The organism is Pseudomonas sp. FP2196 (assembly GCF_030687715.1).
GTDB lineage: Bacteria > Pseudomonadota > Gammaproteobacteria > Pseudomonadales > Pseudomonadaceae > Aquipseudomonas.
Genome location: NZ_CP117445.1, coordinates 3186014 through 3202656 on the forward strand (window position 1 = coordinate 3186014; position 16643 = coordinate 3202656).

10 protein-coding genes and 1 tRNA gene are annotated in these 16643 nt (G+C 57.7%); 6 read left to right on the forward strand and 5 right to left on the reverse strand.

Annotation, left to right across the window (positions count from 1 at the left end; translation table 11 throughout):
• The first annotated feature begins 79 nt into the window (after positions 1-79).
• From PSH79_RS14285 to PSH79_RS14310, 6 genes are all read left to right on the forward strand, one after another.
• Positions 80-2929: an ATP-binding protein gene (locus tag PSH79_RS14285; RefSeq protein ID WP_305437909.1), complete on the forward strand. Its 2850-nt coding sequence runs from the start codon at positions 80-82 to the stop codon at positions 2927-2929.
• Positions 2930-2996: 67 nt separating this feature from the next.
• Positions 2997-6218: a hybrid sensor histidine kinase/response regulator gene (locus PSH79_RS14290; RefSeq protein ID WP_305437910.1), complete on the forward strand. Its 3222-nt coding sequence runs from the start codon at positions 2997-2999 to the stop codon at positions 6216-6218.
• 52 nt (positions 6219-6270) lie between these two features.
• A complete protein-coding gene (locus PSH79_RS14295) occupies positions 6271-6918 on the forward strand; it encodes a response regulator (protein WP_123531356.1) in 648 nt (215 codons plus the stop codon).
• A gap of 120 nt (positions 6919-7038) precedes the next feature.
• The gene (locus PSH79_RS14300) at positions 7039-7632 is read left to right on the forward strand and encodes a fimbrial protein (RefSeq protein WP_305437912.1); all 594 of its coding nucleotides are present in this window, start codon (positions 7039-7041) and stop codon (positions 7630-7632) included.
• 70 nt (positions 7633-7702) lie between these two features.
• On the forward strand, positions 7703-8443 hold the full coding sequence (locus PSH79_RS14305; protein ID WP_305437914.1) for a molecular chaperone: 741 nt from the start codon (positions 7703-7705) through the stop codon (positions 8441-8443).
• Positions 8444-8633: 190 nt separating this feature from the next.
• On the forward strand, positions 8634-11063 hold the full coding sequence (locus tag PSH79_RS14310; protein WP_305437916.1) for a fimbria/pilus outer membrane usher protein: 2430 nt from the start codon (positions 8634-8636) through the stop codon (positions 11061-11063).
• A 68-nt stretch (positions 11064-11131) separates the two neighbouring features.
• On the opposite strand, the gene PSH79_RS14315 is transcribed toward PSH79_RS14310, so the two are convergent.
• The 5 genes from PSH79_RS14315 to fdhE form a co-directional block, all read right to left on the reverse strand.
• Positions 11132-12094 (reverse strand): fimbrial protein, encoded by a 963-nt coding sequence (locus PSH79_RS14315; protein ID WP_305437917.1) that lies wholly within the window; start codon positions 12092-12094, stop codon positions 11132-11134.
• A 143-nt stretch (positions 12095-12237) separates the two neighbouring features.
• Positions 12238-12333, reverse strand: a tRNA-Sec gene (locus PSH79_RS14320).
• 6 nt (positions 12334-12339) lie between these two features.
• Positions 12340-14256 (reverse strand): selenocysteine-specific translation elongation factor, encoded by a 1917-nt coding sequence (gene selB / locus PSH79_RS14325; RefSeq protein ID WP_305443974.1) that lies wholly within the window; start codon positions 14254-14256, stop codon positions 12340-12342.
• Positions 14253-15665: an L-seryl-tRNA(Sec) selenium transferase gene (selA, locus tag PSH79_RS14330; RefSeq protein ID WP_305437918.1), complete on the reverse strand. Its 1413-nt coding sequence runs from the start codon at positions 15663-15665 to the stop codon at positions 14253-14255. The genes selB and selA overlap by 4 nt, the downstream gene beginning before the upstream one ends.
• A 49-nt stretch (positions 15666-15714) precedes the next feature.
• Positions 15715-16641, reverse strand: coding sequence for a formate dehydrogenase accessory protein FdhE (fdhE, locus tag PSH79_RS14335; protein WP_305437919.1), 927 nt, complete (start codon positions 16639-16641; stop codon positions 15715-15717).
• Positions 16642-16643: the final 2 nt, after the last annotated feature.

The window sequence follows — 16643 nt, forward strand, 5'->3', positions numbered from 1 at the left end:
TGGGTGAAGAAGCTCACAAAAAAGCGACTTTAAGAATCGTCTTATGCCCCGCGGATGGCACAGTCCTTACAGTGTGGCGATGAGACTCAAAAGTTACCTGCATCAGATCAACCCGTTTTTATCCAGTCCAGAAGCAGCCCGCCGGCTGCTTCGTCTGTTTGCGCTGGTCCTGATGGCCGGGATCCTCAGCGCCTCGTACAACTTCCTGCGTTCCACCCTCGCCAACGATATTTCCCAGCGCCGCAGCTACATGAGCAGCGCGGTCGCAGAGGCGCAGACATTTTTTACCAGCCGCGAGTCCTTGCTTGAGAGCTTGGGGCTTTCAGCCGTATGCAAGCCGATGATGGCCACCCCACTCTCCTACTCGCCGTCGATTGAGGACCATTCCGTTCAATTGGGCATTTCCGGCGGCGCTCAGTGGACCCTATGGCTGACACGCAGAATGCTCGATTACATGCAGCGTAATCAGCTGAATCTGATTTACGTTTCCGCCGAAGCAAATCCTCAGGTGAATCGCCTGTATACCGCCAGTGCGAATCTTCCTCGGCTTCCCCGGTCGATCCTGGATCAACTGTCCGCATTGAATGACCAATTACCGGAACGGGATCAGGAGTTGTGGTTGACCGATCAAGCGGCGACCGCTTCGCAGTTGTACATCTTCATTCGTCTGGATGATCGCGTGAAAAACTCAGGCTGGTTGGGTCTGGAAATGGACGGTGCAGAAATCTCCGCAGCCCTGAACGATCAAAGTGCCGGCACGTTCATGATGCTCAACTCTCAAGGTTCCCTGCTGTTTGCCAACACGCCAGCGCACCGACTCGGCGAGGCGTTGAGTCGATCGCATGAGAATAACTACTTCGGTTTTGTCGGCAGCGGCTGGCTTCCCGATCATCTGGTGATCCGCAAGCAGTTGAAGTCCACGGATTGGCAATTGGTGTATTCGTTCGACTTGCTGGATCTGCTGAAGGCTTTGTTGCCGCAACTGCTCGCGGCATCGGCGTTCTGCCTGGCAAGCATGATTTTGATCTGGCTATTGATTCGTCGGGTCGAGCACAGGTTTATTACACCGGCCCTCAACCGCTTGCAGGCACTGATCGAGAGCGAGGCGTTCAGCCGTGACGTGATTCAAACCGCGCCCGTCGCCCTTTGCGTGCTGCGGCGCACTGACGGCCAGGTGATGCTCGAAAACACCTTGTCCGAGCGGTGGCTGGGCAGTGGCATTGAGCGCGAAATGCTCTGTAAAAGGTGGATTGAGCAAGCGTTCGATGCGACGCAACCCAATCGCAGTGACTATTTTTCCACCGCCGACGGGCGCCACCTTTATTTGAGCAGCGCACCGACGCGCTACAAAAGTGAAGACGTGTTGTTCTGCGCGTTCAGCGATATCAGTGCGCGCAAGCAGGTCGAGGCGGCGCTTGAAGAGGCGCGGCGATTGGCTGATGCGGCGAATGAAGCCAAAACCCTGTTTCTGGCAACCATGAGCCACGAAATCCGCACCCCACTGTATGGCGTGCTGGGAACACTGGAACTCTTGGGCCGGACTCGACTGGACAGCCAACAGAAAGGGTATTTGCGTGCCATCGAAGGTTCCTCCGCGACCTTGCTGCAATTGATCTGCGATGTCCTGGACGTATCGAAGATCGAGGCCGGTCAACTGGCCCTTGAACTGCACGAATTTGCCCCGACGGAATTGGTATACGAGGCCATTCAGGGGTACGCGGCGGCGGCGCAGAGCAAAGGCGTCCGGTTGTATGCGTGCATGGATCCGAAAATGCCCGAGCGATTGATTGGCGACGTTACACGTATCCGGCAGATTCTGAATAATCTGCTGAGCAACGCAGTCAAGTTCACTGATTCAGGGCGGGTGGTTTTGCGGGTCAGGCTACTCGACTGTGCTGACGAACAAGCACAGGTGGCGTGGCAAGTGACAGATACCGGCCGTGGTATCTCCCGGGATGACCAGGCACATATTTTCGAGCCGTTCTACCAGACTGAAGGCAATACCAACGTCGTTGCCGGAACCGGTTTGGGCCTGCCGATCTGCAAACGCCTGACGCAGTTGATGAATGGCACACTGCGCATGGTGAGCGAAAAGGGACTGGGCAGCAGTTTTACGCTGACGTTGCCACTCGACATCGTCACCCGATCGTTGCCGGCAACCCATTGCCTGCTACCGAACACAATCTACGTGGCGTCTGCGGTACGAGAGCTGAGCGAGTCCATCGCGGGCTGGTTGCGTCGGTGGGGGGCGCGGGCTCAGGTGGCACCCCTTGGCAACAACACAGGGGCGCGTGGCAGCCTGTTGATCGAGTTGCATGCCGGTGATGTTGAACAACGCCTCGTGCCGAATTGGTGCGGCCCACTTATAATCGCCACCGCTAACCTGCGTAATACGCCTGCCTCGCAGCCCGAATGCCGATACGTCAACGTCAGCCACCTGTATGCCATTCACCAGGCTGTCAGCCAGGCACAGGGTTTGTGGGTCGACCAGACCACACAAAGCTTGACGACCAGCGCTTTGAAAAAACTCAACCTGCATCTCTTGGTTGCTGAAGACAATGACATCAACCAGCTGATTCTTCGTGATCAACTCGAAGAACTCGGTTGCTCGGTTGAGTTGGCCTGCAACGGTGAAGAAGCCCTGGCACTCTGGAAAACCGGCACCTTCGATGTTGTGCTCAGTGATGTAAACATGCCGAAACTCAACGGCTACGAGTTGGCAAAAGAATTACGACGACTAGGCTATGTACAGCCCATCATCGGCGCGACGGCCAATGCCATGCGCGGCGAAGAAGCCTTGTGCCTTGAGGCAGGAATGGACCACTGCCTGGTCAAGCCGTTTGCATTACGAGCGCTGTTCAATTGCTTGCTGCCCTATGGTCGGACAGCCCCGCAAAACGCTACGGTGCAGCTGAGCTCAAGCCAATGACAAAAGGAGCTTGGAGACAAGATGCCCGTTAACGAGGCACCTGCATGCCCTTTGGAAATGACCGAACATGAAGCACAACCCCTCCTTGCTTGAAAACCTTTCCCGAAGTTCCATGCGCCTGAACAAGGGGCTGCTGGTGTTGTTGGGCATTGCCATCCTGTTGGTGGGATTCAGCTATTGGGCTTTCCAGCGCTTACTCAGGGAGCAAAACGACACCGTGCGATTTCACTTCGCACGTTTGATGGAGAACGTGCAGCGCCATGAAGCATTTCTGCGTGAGGTGGCGCAGCAAAGTGTACAAGGGGAAATGTTCTACAAGGGCTTGAATGCGCGTTACAGCGCCAGACAGCTGGCAACCGAAGGCCCGAATATTTACGAAGGCTATGAGTTTCCCTATTCAGTTCCTTTCGGCCTGAGTTTCAACCATCAAAAACTCAAGGAAAGTGAACTGCCTAAAGTGTTCACCCTCGGCGTCCACCTTTCGAGTCTCTACAGTGCCTTTTGGTCGACGTCGCACTATCAGTCGCCGCAGATTTTCTTGTACAACGACAATGACAATTTCGACATCACCGTTCCATCCAACGGCGTTCTGCACGCCGGCACAAAAGAAAGTGAAGAACCGCTCAACACGATCGTTGCCCGCGTGGCCCGACATCTCAAAGTGAAGAACAACGGACACGCCGATGGCCGGGTGCACTGGGAAGCCTACAACGTGCCCGACGATTATCCGCGCTCAACCGAAATGCTCGCCTACATCAACGTTCATCTTGATCCCCGGGAACTGAAAATCCATGGCACCAGCGAGTCTAGCGTGGTGGCGTCGCTATTGAACATGAACCAGGTCAATGATGTTGAACGCATCATGGAATGGTCGATTTACGATAGTTTCACGTTGATAACCCCCGACGGGCGCGCGGTCATTGGCTCAATCAATGCCGATCAAATCCTGCATGAAGGTCTGAACATCAATCGCAACGGCATGGTGTTCAAGGTTGTGGCCAAAACCGAGCAACCCTGGACAGCCATTTACACCATCAGCTTCAAAAGTTACTTCGGGCAACTGATGTGGCCATTGGTCGGCCTGCTGATGTTGTTACTGGGCGGTGCGGGTGTCAGTTGGATGATCAGTCGCTGGTACAGGATTCGCGTCGTCCAGCCAGCCGAAAAAGCGCATCAAAGCATCACCGAAAGCGAAGCGTTCAGCCGTGCTGTGATCGATACCGCTCCCACTGGGTTGTGTGTGGTGCGGCGCACCGATTTCAAAGTGCTGCTGGAAAACCAGCGCGCCCAACAGTGGCAAGGCACCGCAAAACTGGTGGCGGTACTGGACCGCCATCACGATCTGGCGGATATCGGCGAAACGCGCCTGGACATCGAAGGCCGGCACTTGCATGTGGGCTTCATTTCGACCCGTTATCAAGGGCAGGACGTACTGCTTTGCGCGTTCAATGACATCACGCGCCACGTCGAGGACGCCCTGGCCCTGGAAAAGGCTCGGCGTACCGCCGACTTGGCGAACCAGGCCAAGACCCGGTTCCTGGCAACCATGAGCCACGAAATCCGTACCCCCCTCTACGGTGTTCTGGGCACGCTTGAGTTACTTGGCATGACCAGCCTGAGCGCACGTCAAGAGGACTATCTACAGACCATTCAACGCTCATCGACCACGTTGTTTCAGTTGATCAGCGATGTGCTGGACGTTTCCAAGATCGAATCCGGACAAATGCTGATCGAGTCCATCGGTTTTTGCCCCCTGCAACTGATCGAGGACACCCTGCACACCTATGCCGCATTCGCCCAGCGCAAGGGGCTGTTGCTCTGTGCATGCACCGACCCGGCCCTGCCCAATCGGTTGCAGGGTGACCCGGTGCGCATCCGTCAGATCCTCAACAATCTGGTGAGCAACGCGATCAAATTCACTGACTCCGGCCGGGTTGTCCTGCGCACGCGGGTACTGGCCAACGACCTGGATCAAGTCTCGGTGCAATGGCAAGTCAGCGACTCCGGAATAGGTATCGCCCAGGCACAACAAGCGCAGTTGTTTACGCCGTTCTTTCAGGTGCGTGACGCCTCCAGCGAGGCCGGGGCCGGTTTGGGGCTCGCAATCTGTCAAAGGCTCTGCGCAATGATGAATGGCGAGTTGACCGTCATCAGCGAGCCGGGGCTTGGCAGCAGTTTTTCGTTGCAACTGAGGCTCAAGGTACTGCCCGGCGACTTGACCGATTGCATGGATATCACGCCCAACCCGGCGACTGTCCATGTTCGCGCCCCTGTGCCGGAACTGGCAGAGAACGTCTGCGATTGGCTCCAGCGTTTCGGACTGATGGCCCGCCCATTCAGCGATAACCTGACTGTTGAGCCTGGCGCGGTGCTGGTCGACATTCTTCCATCCGACAACGTCGCGGCCTGGCAGGGCTCGCGGATTGTCTGCAGGATAAATGGACTCACCCAGCCTGAAACGATCACAGACACGCCAGATGTCGATTTGTACGACATCCGAGCGATCGCCCGGGCGGTCAGTCTGGTGCAAAAAGGCAAGGTGGTAGACGCGACCGAACTGGCACGCCCTGCCCAAACACCGCTTGAGTTGCGGATTCTGGTCGCCGAGGACAATCCGATCAACCAGGCGATCATCAAAGAACAACTGGAAGCACTGGGCTGTCGCGTCTGCGTTGCAGCCAATGGCGAGCAAGCGTTGGAGCGGTGGCGCGAGCAGGCTTTCGATCTGGTGTTGACTGACGTCAACATGCCCGTGATGAACGGTTATGAACTGGCCAAGGCACTGCGGGAACTGGACTTGCGCACCCCCATTATTGGCGTCACGGCTAATGCAATGCGTGAAGAAGGCACCCGCTGCCTTGAGGTCGGGATGAATGCCTGGATAGTAAAACCATTGAGCCTCAAAACATTGCGCGAGCAATTGCTCGGATTTTGCTCGTTACCGGTTGAAGCGGCGTCAGTCACGGAGGTCTCCACTGCTGTTCAATCCGAGCCTTTTGATGACAACGTGGTGCTTTCACCGAGAATGCGCGACATCTTTTCCGTGACCATGCGCGAGGACCTGGCACGGCTCGATTCAGCCCTGGCCAACACTGACATGCCGGGTATAGCACAAAGGCTTCACAGCATCGCAGGTGCCATGGGCGCCGTACAGGCGGGCGAGCTGGCTCATGCTTGCACTGAGCTGGAGTGCCGATTGTCATCAGGCGCAGTCACCGCGATATTGCTGGCTGATGTCCGGCAAATGGTGCAGCGCATTCAGAACCTGCTCGACAAGGTTTCCCCTTGAACGACTCACATGCAGTTACCTCATCGATACACGCGTCCACGGGTTGGTTTTCATGAAAAAGTTGAACGTAGTCATTGCTGACGATCACCCGATCGTCCTGCTCGGAGTACGCGAACTGGTCGAGCGCGATGGTCGCTTTTGTGTGGTAGGCGAAGCTGTCTGCTCACAAGGATTGATCGACCTGCTCAACCTTCATTCGGTAGACATCGTCATCACCGACTACAACATGCCCGCCGACTCGCCCTATGGCGATGGCCTGAAACTGGTCGAATATCTACAGCGACACTTCCCTGCGGTACAGGTGCTGGTACTGACCATGCTGTCCAATCAACTGATACTCACGCGTCTGCATGAGTTGGGTGTGGCCGGCGTGATTCAAAAGAGTCAATTGCACAATGAGATTCAATTGGCCCTCGAAACCATTGCCCGCAAAGGCCAATACCTCAGCCAGCAACCCGCACCGCAATCTGTCATCAAGTCCAACGCCGATATCCAACAGCGTTTTTCAATGCTGTCGCCAAAGGAGTTCGAGATTCTGCGGCTGTTTGTGTCTGGAAAAAGCGTCAGTGATATCGCCCGCAGTCAAAACCGCAGTACCAAAACAGTCAGCGCGCAGAAGATATCGGCCATGCGCAAACTGGAAGTTTCAAGCGATCAGGACTTGTTGGCTTATTGTCACGCGCTGAATGTTTTTAACTAGCTGGGATTAAAACTGCTGCGATTAATAAGATTCGTCTGATGTCCGGAAAAGTACTCGGTGATTATCTTGCTCATGCAATTTCATTTAGCACATTTCACTTTCATATAAATGGACACAACGATGAAAAACTTCTCAATCGCCCTTCTCGCTGCCGCCGTACTGGGTGCGTCGTGCAGCGTGCTCGCAGCAGATCCGGCCACCAAAGGTGGCAGCGGTCAAATCAGCTTTACCGGTGTGATCAACAACGATGCCTGCTCGATTGACGGTAGCGATGCCAATCACGTCATTGCCGTCAACATGGGTGATGTGTCGATCAAAGACATGGGCACCGCAGAAAATCCAGCCTCCGGTCGCGTCAGCGGCAGCAACTTCAATCTGAACGTCAACTGCAACAAAGGCACCAAGGTCGCGATGATCTTCGACGCGGCGGCAGGCGGCTCCGGTCTGGTGGCTGGCAAGAACGCGCTGGCACTGACTCGAGGCAACGGTAGCGCTTCCGGTATTGGTATCGCCCTGCTCGACAGCAATGGCCAGTCGATTGACCTGAGCTCCAAGGCAACTGCGCGCATCGAAGCCGACATGCACGGTGTAGGCGCCGAAGGCGGCGATACCACCCTGAGTTTCTCCGCGGCCTACGTGACGCTTGATGATCCAAGCACCGCCACTGCCGGTCGTGGTGACGCTACTCTTCCGTTCATTCTGGAATACGAATAAACCCAGTCTGCGATTGATTTGCGCGAGGTCGTTCGACCTCGCCCTCTCTTCTGATACAGCGATTTAAGCCATGTTGCGTCAAACCCTATCAGCCTGCCTGGTACTCATGCTGAGTGCCGAGGCCATGGCTAGCATTTCCTTGAGTGCCACGCGCGTCGTGTTCGACGGTGCGCACAAAGAAGCCAACATCACGGTAAGAAATGGCGCCCAGGACACTTTGATTCAATCCTGGATCGATCAGCAGGACACGGGGACAGCCACGCCCTTCGCTGTTACACCGCCATTGGCCCGGGTCTTTGCCAAGGACCAGCAACTGCTGCGCATTCTTTATGAAGGCCAGGGCATGCCGCAGGACAAAGAGTCTGTGGTGTGGCTCAACGTGCAGGAAATTCCGCAAACGTCGAAAACCGCCAATACCTTGCAGCTCGCCGTCCGGCAGCGGATCAAGATCTTCTTTCGACCAAAAGGTCTGAGCGGAGACGCACTGACGGCGCCCACTGAACTGCAATGGCGACTGGCGCAGGACAACGATAAAACCGTGCTCAGGGTTAAAAACCCGACTCTTTATCACGTGTCCATGGCAGACGTTACGCTTCACGACCCGCGACAGAATGAACTGGCGACGGACTCGACCATGATCGCCCCGGGCGCCGAAGCCAGCTTTTCCGTCACCCGGTTCGCCGCCAACAGCACGCCGGTCCTGACGTTCTCCAGTATCAATGACTACGGGGCATTGAGCGTTTACAGGGCCAGCCTGAGCGAAAGCCATCCGGTGAGCGCGACGCTTACTCAAGACAACGCCACGAAGTAGTTCCCCACCTGCGCCGCTAACGAGCGATCGCCCGTCCTCCAGACGGGCGCCGATACAGGTTTCCTGCATGCTAATCTCGACTCTAAACAAAACCGGACGTTGTTCAGGGAAGCTCGCGTACAACCTGCCCCCTTTCACTCCCACACGGCTTGGCATTTTAGCTTTGGCCATCGGCCTTAACGTGCCGGCCATGGCGCTAGCGGATGATGAAGACGCACAACTGGAAGGCTACAACACGACGTTTCTGCAAGGGGCTGCGGCCGGGGTAGACCTGGCGTTGCTGTTGTCTGCCAATCGCGTGTTGCCCGGCAACTATCGCGTCGATCTCTATAGCAATGAAGTGCTGGTGGGCCGGCGCGATGTCGATTTTCTGCGTAACGACCGTACGGGTCGGGTTGAAGCATGCCTGACCTTTGAATTGCTCAACCAACTCGGTATCGACCTGGGCAAGCTGCAAGCCAGCGGCCAATACGATCCGCAAGTACCCAAGGCCTGTTACGACTTGCCGCTGCTCATCGAACAGGCCAGCGTACGCTACGACCCCAGTCGTCTGCGCCTCTCCACGAGCGTGCCGCAGTCGTCCATGCAAAAAGGATTACGCGGTTTTGTCGATCCGGCGCTATGGGATGAAGGTGTGCCAGCAGCGTTCGTCAATTATCAATTCAACACCTACCGCAACGACAGCGGCAACGGTGTCAGTGTTTCCAACAACCTTGGTTTGCGTAACGGTATCAACCTGTTCGGCTGGCGCTATCGCAATGAATCCAACCTGAGCTCTGGCACAGGGCGTCCCGACACCTTCAAGAGCAACCGCAATTACCTGCAACACGACGTGACGGCGATCAAAGGCCAGTTCAGCGCCGGCGACATTTTTTCCGATCCCGATGTGTTCGACAGCGTCCGCTATCGCGGTCTGAAACTGGCCTCGGACGAAGGCATGCGCGCCGACAGCGAACGCGGCTACGCTCCGGTGATTCGCGGCGTGGCGCAATCGAACGCGACGGTAGAAATTCGCCAGAACAATTACGTGCTGTACACCAACAGCCTGCCGCCCGGCCCTTTCGAAATCAGCGATATCTACCCAAGCGGCTCCAACGGTGATCTGGAAGTCACGGTCATCGAAGCCGACGGCACCCGCAGAACGACGCGCCAGGCCTTTTCCAGCCTGCCAATCATGGTGCGTGAAGGGCAATTGAAATACAGCCTGTCGGCCGGCCACTACAGCAGTCATTACGAGGATCGCAACACGCCAAAAATGTTCAGCGGCACCCTCACCTACGGCATGAACAGCAACCTGACCGGTCTGATTGGCGTCCAGGCCAGCGAAGGTTTCAGCGCCGTCGCCTTGGGCATTGGCAAAAATACCGCACTGGGCGCGGTCTCGGTCGACGTGACGCATTCCTCCAGTCGCAAGGGTGAACTCACCACTCAGGGTGACAGTGTGCGTGCGCTATACGCCAAGACATTTACCGGCACAGACACCAGTTTCACCCTCGCAGCGTACCGCTATTCGACCGAGGGATACCGAACGTTGACCGACCATGTTCAAGCCCAACGTGCTGAAGCGGACCAACGGGTCAGTGGCTCCAAAACCCGCACGGACCTGACCATCAACCAGAGTCTTGGGCGAGACCGGACGCTGGGTAATCTGTACCTCAACGCCAGCGATCAGCGCTATTGGGATCGCGGTGGTTCTCAGAGCTTTTCGGCCGGTTACGCCAATAACTGGGGCGATCTGACCTACAACCTTGGCGTCACCCACACCGAGAATCTCGGTTACCGTGGCGCCACCAACAAGGACACGCAAATAAGCCTGTCACTGTCATTTCCGCTGGGCCGAAAACCGCGCTCGCCCCGCGCCTTCGTCAGCTCGTCAACACAGAAAAGCGGCAGCACCACGCAGGCAGGGATCAATGGTTATGTACCCGGCACCGAGAACACGTTCTACTCGGTGCAGGGGGGCAACAGCAACAACGGCAATTCAGGCTCGTTGAACCTCAATACCCGAACCGCCATGGCTGATGTGAACCTCGGCTACAGCCAAGGCCGAGGCTACAAATCGCAGAACATGAATGTCTCCGGCTCAGTCGTGGCCCATGGCGGCGGTATCAACCTTGGCCAAACCGTGGGTGAAACCTTTGCGCTGGTGGAGGTTCCGGGCGTCAAAGGGGCGAACGTCGCCAGCTACAGCGGCGTCACGACCGGGCGCAACGGCTACGCGGTGATTCCCAGTGTCCAGCCGTATCGGGTCAACTGGATCAGCCTCGACACCCGCGATCTGGGCGCTGATGTCGACATTGAAAACGCCAGCCAGCAACGTGTGCCGCGTCGTGGCGCAATCGTCAAAGCCAGTTACGCCGGCAAAAGTGGCCGGCGCGTGCAGTTCGAACTGTTTGACAAGCAGCATATTCAGTTGCCGTTCGGTGCATCGCTGGAAGACGCAAGCGGCAAACAACTGTCCATCAGTGATCCAAGTGGCAAGGCACTGGCCTTGGTCGAAAACGACCAAGGTGTGCTGACGATCAAGTGGGGTGAGCAACAATGCCAGGCGCCCTACGCGCTGCCGGTAAAAGATGAGGCGCGCAATTACGATACCGTGCGTCTTCAGTGCGCGGACTGACCCTTCGCGCATTGCCCTGCTGCTGAGGTCCGGGCAACCTGAACAGCAGCAGATGGCGTGATTGAACCTTACTGGTAGCTCATGGTGAACGTCAGCGATGAATTAGCCGCGCCGGCTTCTATGGAAGGAGAAACCTGCGTGTAAGCCGCGCTGAATGGAATGACAAAGTTTCCACCGGCACGATTGTATTCAGAGAAGGTGTATTCGGTTCCAAACACTAACGGCTGATCATTGTCTCGCTTGACTTGAAGTCCTATACCTCGAGCGCTGGAGGTTGAGTCGAGTGAGACGATTCCATTCGTTTTATCGATGACTTGAGTATTGGCCTTGATCGAATACTTCACGGTATTCAGGAAATTCGGACAGTCGCGCAATTGAATGATGAAATCCACGGGATCGCTGTGATCGCCGACTTTTTTGAACTGGCTTGTTTTAGTGGTGTGTCCCATATCGACATCGACATCGGGCGTGATGCAGGCGCCGCCAACGATGCGAATGGCATTGGTCAAATTGAACGTGGCGAAAGTCGATCCGTCGGAGGTCATCAGAGAGGCCAACCGCCCTGCCGGAATAATCGTGCCGTCCTTGATTGGGCCGGTTTGAACGATGCGTACTTCAGGCGTCGGTGTTGGAATTTCGGTCTTGTTTAAAATCTTCAGATCGCTGAACTCGACAGGAACCAATGCAATTTTGCTGCTATCAATACTGAATTGCAGTGCGACGCCACTGTCCTTCAATCGAAAAAGTGATGTGCCCACATTGGGTTGCACGCCAATCGCGGGATTTATCTGTATCCCCAGTTTTTCCGAGAACAGCGGGCAGATGATCACCATCTTGTTGCCAATGAGGGGCAAAGCCTCCCTGTAAATAGTCTTATTGGCATTAATATCGCGCGGCGTACTGATTCCCTCAGCGCCCGGACCGCGAACAACATAATCACGAATCTTGTCGACTTCGTCAGAAAAACCGAAACCACAACCCCACGCACTCGGAATAGTCAACGCGGTTAACAGTACTGCACGCAATATCATCTGGACGGTCTCGAAATTATCAGGCCGTGACGCTGTAGTGGCCACAGGACGGACTATTCGAATCCATTAGCATCAGCGCTTACATCAGAACAATCTGAAACAGGAGCCGTCGCCGATCAGAAAAATGGCAGCTTTGGGCAAACTGGCGGAAGGCAGCCGGAGTCGAACCTGCCCGGGAACGGATGCCGTCCCCAACCGGGTTTGAAGCCCGGCCGCGCCACCGGGCGCGATTGCCTTCCTTGAACTCAATGCGCGTCAGCGGTGGCCAGCGCGTTGTCGTAACGGATTTGTCGTGATTCGCCGCTGCGCCGGGTCAGACCGAGGCGGTCGAAGTATTCGAGGAACTGAATACAGCGTTTGCGTCCCAAGCCTAGCGCATCACGGAAGGTTGTCACCTGGATCTGCGGATTTTCCCTGGCCAGTTGCAGCAACACGGCCACCATTTGCCGCAGCATCGCGTCGCTGATAAACAGGTCGCGCACCACTTGATGCATCAGCCCAAGGCGGGCGAGTTTGCGCAGCAGCAAGCGGACGACGGCGTCGTCTTGCTCAACAACTCCGGCGATGTCGCGCACCCACGGCGGATCGAATCCGGACTGTTCGAACAGTGGTTGCAGTTGAAGCCACAAGGTTTCGTCTTCGGCATTCAAGCGCACCTGATGATCCGGCAGGTGCAGCCACGGCCCGCTGGCGTTGATCGAACCGGCGCCGAGCAATTCCTCCAACAGACTGCCGAAGATAGAACGCTCCAGCGCCAACCCGCTGAACCGCCGAAGTCGATCCCGATCCGGGCCCATCTGATCGGGCTCCAGTTCATGAAACTTCGTCAGTTGTTCCAGCAGGGTGAATTTTAGTTGCCCCCAGCGTTGCACGTTGAACAGCACCGGCCCTTGGCGCGTATTGATCAACCGGACGTTCTGCGGCAATGACCAGTCTTCGCGCGGACGATTGAACTGGCGCTCCAGTCGCTGCGGATCGAGGCCGCCAGCGCTGTGATCAAGTAGCACCGGCAGTGCCTGTTCAAGTCTTTCATTGCGAGCCAAAGCTTTAAGTTGCGCCAGTCGTTCGGGGCTCCGCCGCTGGCGAGCCGGAGCGAACGGATCCAGCACCTGGCCGCCGCCAAGGGTGCGCTGGGCACTTTGATCACGCAGGATCAGCCGATCACCCTTCACCGCATGCACCGGCGTATTGATCAGCAGTTGTGCGAACATGCGCGCGCCGGGGTTCAGCCGCGAGCCTTCAAGCAAAGCGACGCGGGCGATCACGTCGTGTGTGCCAAGGTGCAGATGCACCGGATGGAAGTGTTCGAAGGGGCGTTCGCCGGGCAGCAATCGAAACTCGATATCCACCCGTTGCGTTGGGGCGTGCAGCCATTCGGCCAGCAGCCATTGGCCGCGATGGATCTGTTCCAGCGACAAGCGATCACCACTGATGTTCAAGGCCACCCGTTGCCCGGCGAACGCTTGTTCGGCGGGCTGATTCTGCGCGTGCAAGCCACGAACCCTGACCGAGTTGCCGGCCGGCCCGAGGGTCAGTTTGTCGCCCACCGCAACCTTGCCTGACAACGCCGTACCCGTGACCACAATGCCGGCGCCGGCCACGCTGAACGCACGATCAATAGCCAAACGAAAACCGCCCGCGTGGCTGCGCTTCTGCACTTCGCCGTGTATTTGCAATAAAGCCTGACACAACTGATCGACGCCCTGCCCCGTCACGCTGGACAAGGTCATTATCGGCGCGTCGGCAAACGGCCCGGCTTCGAGCAGATCCAGAACCTGACGCTGCACCTCCTCCACCCTGCCCGCCTCGACCCGGTCGCATTTGGTGATCGCCACCAATGCGCGAGGAATGCCGAGCAATTCGACAATCGCCAGATGCTCACGGGTTTGCGGCATTACGCCGTCATCCGCCGCGACCACCAGCAACACCAGATCAATGCCCTGCGCACCGGCGAGCATGTTGTGGGTGAATTTTTCATGACCCGGCACGTCGATAAAACCGGTCAGTCCCGCGCCGGGTTCGAGTTCGGCGTAGAGATAGCCAAGGTCGATGGTCATCCCGCGCTCACGCTCCTGCGGGCGGCGGTCACCGGTTTGCCCGGTCAACGCTTGCAACAGCGACGTCTTGCCGTGGTCGATGTGCCCCGCTGTGCCGACGATCATTGATCGACCTGCAATTGCGGCAGTTGCGCCAGCCATGCTGGCTCGTCGTCGAGTTGGCGCAGGTCCAGCCACAACGCGTCGTCATCGATGCGCCCGAGCACCGGGATTGGCAACGCCCGCAACGCGGCTTCCAGATTGAGCAGCAAGCGCCCGCGCAAACGCTTGGAGACGTGCGGGCGCAAACAGAGCGCCGCACTCGGCAACCGCGCCACCGGTTGGCTGCCACTGCCGATCATGCCCAAGGCCTGAACGGCGCTGACCTGCCAGGGTTCGCCCAAGACTTCAGCCATCGCCGGTTGCAAACGAGAGGCTTGGGAGAAGATGTCCGCTTGCGGGCGAGTCAGCAAGCGCAAACTCGGCAAGCGCTCGGCGAGACGATCCGGATCGCGATACAAACCGAGCACCGCTTCCAGCGCCGCCAACGTCAGCTTGTCGACCCTTAACGCGCGTTTCAGCGGGTTCTTTTTGATCTTCGCGATCAACTCTTTGCGCCCGACGATCAATCCAGCCTGCGGCCCGCCGAGCAATTTATCGCCGCTGAAGGTGACGATATCCGCGCCATCGAGCAGTGCCTGTCGCACCGTCGGCTCCGCTGGCAAGCCCCACCTCGTCAGATCCAGCAAACTGCCACTGCCCAGATCCTCCAGCAGCGGCAAGCCATGCCGATGGGCCAACTCAGCCAGTTCTGCTGTCGGCACGCTCGCGGTGAACCCTTCGATGCTGTAGTTGCTCGCATGCACACGCATGATCAAACCGCTACGCGGGCTGATCGCCGCTTCGTAGTCGCGGGCATGGGTGCGATTGGTGGTGCCGACTTCGTGCAGGCGCACGCCGGCGCGGGCCATGATGTCGGGAATGCGGAAGGCGCCGCCGATCTCGATCAGCTCGCCACGGGAAATGATGCCTTCCTTGCGCGCGCCGAGGCTGTTGAGCGTCAGCAACACGGCAGCGGCATTGTTGTTGACCACGGTAACGGCTTCAGCGCCGGTCAGTTCGCGGATCAGGCCCTCGATCAAGTCGTCACGATCGCCGCGCTTGCCGCTGGCCAGATCGAATTCCAGATTGAGCGGATAACGCGCCGCCATCTGCACAGCTTCGATGGCTTCGTCCGGCAGCAGCGCCCGCCCCAGATTGGTGTGCAGTACCGTGCCGGTCAGATTGAACACTCGGCGCACGTTGCTGCGTTGCTGCTGGGCCAAGCGCTCACCAACGCGGCCAGCGAGCACTTCAGGACTGATTTCAACGGCCGACAATTGCCCGTTCAAGACGTCTGAACGCAATTCATCCAGCAACTGACGCAAATGGGCCAGCAGCGCCTCACGACCATAGCGTTCGAGCAGCGGCAGACAGGCCGGCTGACGCAACAAACCATCAACGGAAGGTAAACGCAGTGCACCGCTCGCAGACATCAGTCACTCCCGAACACAAAAGACTGTCCGGCGAGTGTAGACGCTGCTGTCATTCGTCTCCCGGCGCCAGCAAGAGATTCGGGGCCAGACGCTGAAAGCCGTCCTGGGCCAGGCGCATGTCGAGCAACAGGCTGGTGAGATCCGCCGACAACGCCTCGCCGTCGGCATCGTTCTCCAGATAAAGCAACTTCAGATAGGTGTTGCAGCTCGGGCAGACCTCCGCCCGAATCGGCGCCTGATTGGCCGCGTGGCGATCGTCTTCGAGGCTCAGGTAATCAAGACCCTTGCTCGACTCGCAATACACGCACTTGACCCGCACCACATGCCATTCACAGGCGCACAGCGAACACACCAGATAACGCAGACCGTTGTGCTTGCCGCGATGGCGGATCACCCCGGCCATGGCGGGCGATCCACAGGCCGGGCATTGGCTGAGGCTGTTGCCTGGCGTCAGTTGCAGGTTGGGGACACTGAGCAGCCAATGGCTCCATGCCGCTTGCAACGCCGCACCGAGAAACGGCACCAGCGCCGCCGGCACCATTGAGTATTGGCCGCTGACCAGCGCCACGGCCCAGGCGCGCAGTTGCCCGGGACTGGCGCTGCGCAACGTGGTGAGCGCATCGATCACGGCGGGTTGCTCGGGCGGCGTATAGCGTTGCAGCAAAGCATCGAGCCAGACTTGCCAGTCATCTTCGCGGACCAAAGTGTCAGCGGCGAACGGCGGCAAGCCGTGCTGCTGGCACAGCTCAAGCCGTTGCTGATCGACGGCTTCTGTCGAGGGTGGATCATCCAGCACTTGTTGCTGCGCCCGGCATAAACCGGCGATCAAGTGCAGATAGTCAGCCAGCGGGTGCCCTTGTGCCAATTGCTCCAGTCGTTGAGCGCGCAGGGTAAACAGATTGTGCGGCGGCAGGTGCAGAAACGGCGGCGAACTGGCCGCCGCTTCGATTTCCCCAGGTTCAAGAGTGGTTGCCAAAG

Coding starts and splice junctions, on each gene's coding strand:
- PSH79_RS14285 (WP_305437909.1), top strand. CDS start 80: ATGAGACTCAAAAGTTACCTGCATCAGATCAACCCGTTTTTATCCAGT.
- PSH79_RS14290 (WP_305437910.1), top strand. CDS start 2,997: ATGAAGCACAACCCCTCCTTGCTTGAAAACCTTTCCCGAAGTTCCATG.
- PSH79_RS14295 (WP_123531356.1), top strand. CDS start 6,271: ATGAAAAAGTTGAACGTAGTCATTGCTGACGATCACCCGATCGTCCTG.
- PSH79_RS14300 (WP_305437912.1), top strand. CDS start 7,039: ATGAAAAACTTCTCAATCGCCCTTCTCGCTGCCGCCGTACTGGGTGCG.
- PSH79_RS14305 (WP_305437914.1), top strand. CDS start 7,703: ATGTTGCGTCAAACCCTATCAGCCTGCCTGGTACTCATGCTGAGTGCC.
- PSH79_RS14310 (WP_305437916.1), top strand. CDS start 8,634: ATGGCGCTAGCGGATGATGAAGACGCACAACTGGAAGGCTACAACACG.
- PSH79_RS14315 (WP_305437917.1), bottom strand. CDS start 12,094: ATGATATTGCGTGCAGTACTGTTAACCGCGTTGACTATTCCGAGTGCG.
- selB (WP_305443974.1), bottom strand. CDS start 14,256: ATGATCGTCGGCACAGCGGGGCACATCGACCACGGCAAGACGTCGCTG.
- selA (WP_305437918.1), bottom strand. CDS start 15,665: ATGTCTGCGAGCGGTGCACTGCGTTTACCTTCCGTTGATGGTTTGTTG.